The organism is Mesorhizobium sp. M4A.F.Ca.ET.050.02.1.1 (assembly GCF_003997725.1).
Classification (GTDB): Bacteria; Pseudomonadota; Alphaproteobacteria; order Rhizobiales; family Rhizobiaceae; genus Mesorhizobium.
This window is the reverse complement of the sequence record NZ_RZSG01000798.1, coordinates 1-2,680: the sequence shown is the minus strand read 5'-3', so window position 1 is coordinate 2,680 and position 2,680 is coordinate 1. Positions and strand designations below refer to the sequence as shown.

Genomic DNA, 2,680 nt, shown 5'->3' with positions numbered 1-2,680 from the left:
ATCCACACGTTGGCCATCACCTCGGTGCCGTGGGCGCAGCGCGACTGGGCGATCTCGTTTTCATGGTGCGGGAAGATCAGGTCGAGGCCGCCGCCATGGATGTCGAAGACCTCGCCGAGATAGGCGGCCGACATCGCCGAGCACTCGATGTGCCAGCCGGGCCGGCCCCTGCCCCAGGGGCTTTCCCAGCCGGGCTCTTCCGGCGAGGACAGCTTCCACAAAACGAAATCGCCAGGATTCTTCTTGTGCGCGTCGACGGCGATGCGGGCGCCCGCCTGCTGCTCGTCGAGATTGCGCTTGGACAGTTCTCCGTAGTCGGGCATCGAGGCGGTGTCGAACAGTACCTCGCCCTCGGCTTCATAGGCATGGCCGCGCTCGATGAGTTGCCCGATCAGCGACAGCATGTCGGCTTTGCCGTCGGCACGGGGGGCGACGAACTCGGTGGCGCGTGGCTCGAAGGTCGGCTCGAGGCAGCCAAGGGCAGCGACATCCTTGTGATACTGGTCGGCGGTCTTTTCGGTGACGTGGCGGATCGCCTCGTTGAGCGACAGCTTTCCCGACGCGATCTGGCTGCCGAAATCACGCAGCGCCCGGGCATTTATCTTGTCGTCGACATCCGTGATGTTGCGCACATACGTAACGTGCTCCTCGCCATAGAGTTGGCGCAGCAGACGGAACAGCACGTCGAAGACGATCGCCGGCCGCGCATTGCCGATATGGGCAAAGTCGTAGACCGTCGGGCCGCAGACATACATGCGCACATTCAGCGGATCGATGGGGACGAAATCGTCCCGCGTCCGCGTCAGCGTGTTGTAGAGGCTGAGACCCTTCGATGCGTTGGACATGCGTGCCCTCCCGGTCCGTTACTGTCTTGGATGGAGCCGGCCCGCGCCGAGGCGCAGATCGAGCTCCAGCCTGCTGGCCGGGGCGTTTGTCCAATCTGGGGAAAGATGAGGCGAAAACGTCCGGACCAGCGCGAGGCTAGCCAATAATGCAAATGCCACAAATGGCGAAAAACGTTTTCATGCGCGGCTTTATCGCCCTGGCGAGTGTTGCCGTCAAGTCGCAACTTTGAGCAAACGAGTCGCCGGGTCACAGCTTATGAGACAGTGAAACATTTTATTAAACATGTCGGCACAGTGATGAAACTTTCGCCGGCTAGATCGCCAGGCGTCACGATTTGGTCGGAATCGGCCATCAAACGCGGACACAGAAATGTTACCAGGGAAGAGACCAATGCCACGAAGCAAGCAGGAACCGAGCCGAGCCAAGCAACCGGCGCTCGCCAACCAATACAGGGCTATCGGACCGGCCGCGATTGTCGCCGCCCTTCTTCACACCGCGAAGAAGAAGAAGCCGGCGCAGAAGTTCATCTCGCCGCGCGCTGCCTGAACAGGCACGCAGCCGGCGCTGGGCGCCGGCGATGAGGGCGCGAACAAGCGCCTGGAAATGAAGGCCTCCACAGTCTTCGCTAGAATAGCGTCATCTGACTGTCGTCCGCGCCGGGCTTCTGGCGCCTGACCTTCCCGGGTTGCGGCCCGACAATGCCCCGCTCCTGAATCTCCGGCCCAGTGTTGGTGACCTTGTTGACAAGGTCGGAAACCGGAATTGCCTCGAAGAAATCAGGGTGAGCCGGCCGCAACAGGTCGAGCACATCGCGCGGCTCCTGCGTGCGGCAATCCAGCCAGCGGGCGAAGTCGCGCTCCTCGATCACCACCGGCATGCGGTCGTGGATATGGGCGATGCCCGAACTGGCACGGGCGGTGAGGATGGCGCCGGTGTCCATCTCGGAGCCGCCCGGCTCGGCGTAGGTCTCGATCAGTCCGGCAAAGGCAATGAGCCCACTATGCCTGGGACGGATCCAGTAAGGCTGGCCCGCGGCACCCGCGCCGGCTTGCTGCCATTCATAGAAGCCGGAGGCCGGCACCAAAGCGCGGCGATGGCGCATGGCGGTCTTGAACGAAGCCTTCTCCGCCGCCCCTTCCGAGCGGGCATTGAACAGCAGCGGGAATTCCCGCGTGTCCTTGACCCAAGCCGGGATCAACCCCCAGCGCACCAGCATCGCCTGCCGGTCCGGCAGGTTGGAACCCGGCGCCCTTGGCGGACCCGCAAGCGCCATCAGCACCGGCTGCGTCGGTGCGATGTTGTAGCGGGCCGGAAACGCCTCCAGCTCCGCCAGGCCGAGAAAGGCGGCGGTCTGCTCCGGCGTGGCGGTAAGGGCAAAGCGTCCGCTCATGGCTTTGACTCTTCGATCGGGATCGCCGTGAAAGTGGCGATGGAACCGCAGCACTGTAACCGCTAGAGCTGTCCGGTCCATAACCTCAGCCAGCAACTGACGCGATTCGAAGCGCATGAACGAGGCTCGCAAGATCATACCGGCCGTTTCCGTCGCGATCGTGCGCGGCGACAAGGTACTTCTGGTCAAGCGGGCCCGGCCACCGTCGCAAGGGCTCTATGCCTATCCGGGCGGCAAGGTCGAGCCTGGCGAGTCGCTGGCGCAAGCGGCGGCGCGCGAGCTCGAGGAGGAAACCGGGTTGCGGGCAGATGGCTACCGCCCGCTGCGCGATATCCACATCGATGGCAGCGGTGAGAATCACGCGGTCGACTATCTGCTGACGGTGTTCGGCGCGGCTTACGCCGGCGGCGAGCCGGTGGCCAGCGACGATGCCGAGACCGCGGC

The 2,680-nt window shown here is 63.8% G+C and carries 4 protein-coding genes; 2 read left to right on the top strand and 2 right to left on the bottom strand.

Going from position 1 to position 2,680, the window contains the following annotated elements; genetic code table 11:
• Nucleotides 1-845: cysteine--tRNA ligase (locus tag EOA33_RS31310; RefSeq protein ID WP_127407388.1), on the bottom strand; the 845-nt coding region annotated here is incomplete at its 3' end.
• Between the two features lie 391 nt (nucleotides 846-1,236).
• Here EOA33_RS31310 and EOA33_RS31305 point away from each other — a divergent pair.
• A complete protein-coding gene (locus tag EOA33_RS31305) occupies nucleotides 1,237-1,392 on the top strand; it encodes a hypothetical protein (protein WP_126055693.1) in 156 nt (51 codons plus the stop codon).
• A 79-nt stretch (nucleotides 1,393-1,471) separates the two neighbouring features.
• Here EOA33_RS31305 and EOA33_RS31300 read toward each other — a convergent pair whose 3' ends face one another.
• Complete coding sequence (locus tag EOA33_RS31300) at nucleotides 1,472-2,236, bottom strand: SOS response-associated peptidase (protein ID WP_126055694.1); 765 nt, start codon at nucleotides 2,234-2,236, stop codon at nucleotides 1,472-1,474.
• A 115-nt stretch (nucleotides 2,237-2,351) separates the two neighbouring features.
• On the opposite strand from EOA33_RS31300, the gene EOA33_RS31295 reads away from it, so the two are divergent.
• Nucleotides 2,352-2,680 (top strand): NUDIX domain-containing protein (locus EOA33_RS31295; RefSeq protein ID WP_127407387.1); only part of this gene is annotated, 329 nt, incomplete at its 3' end.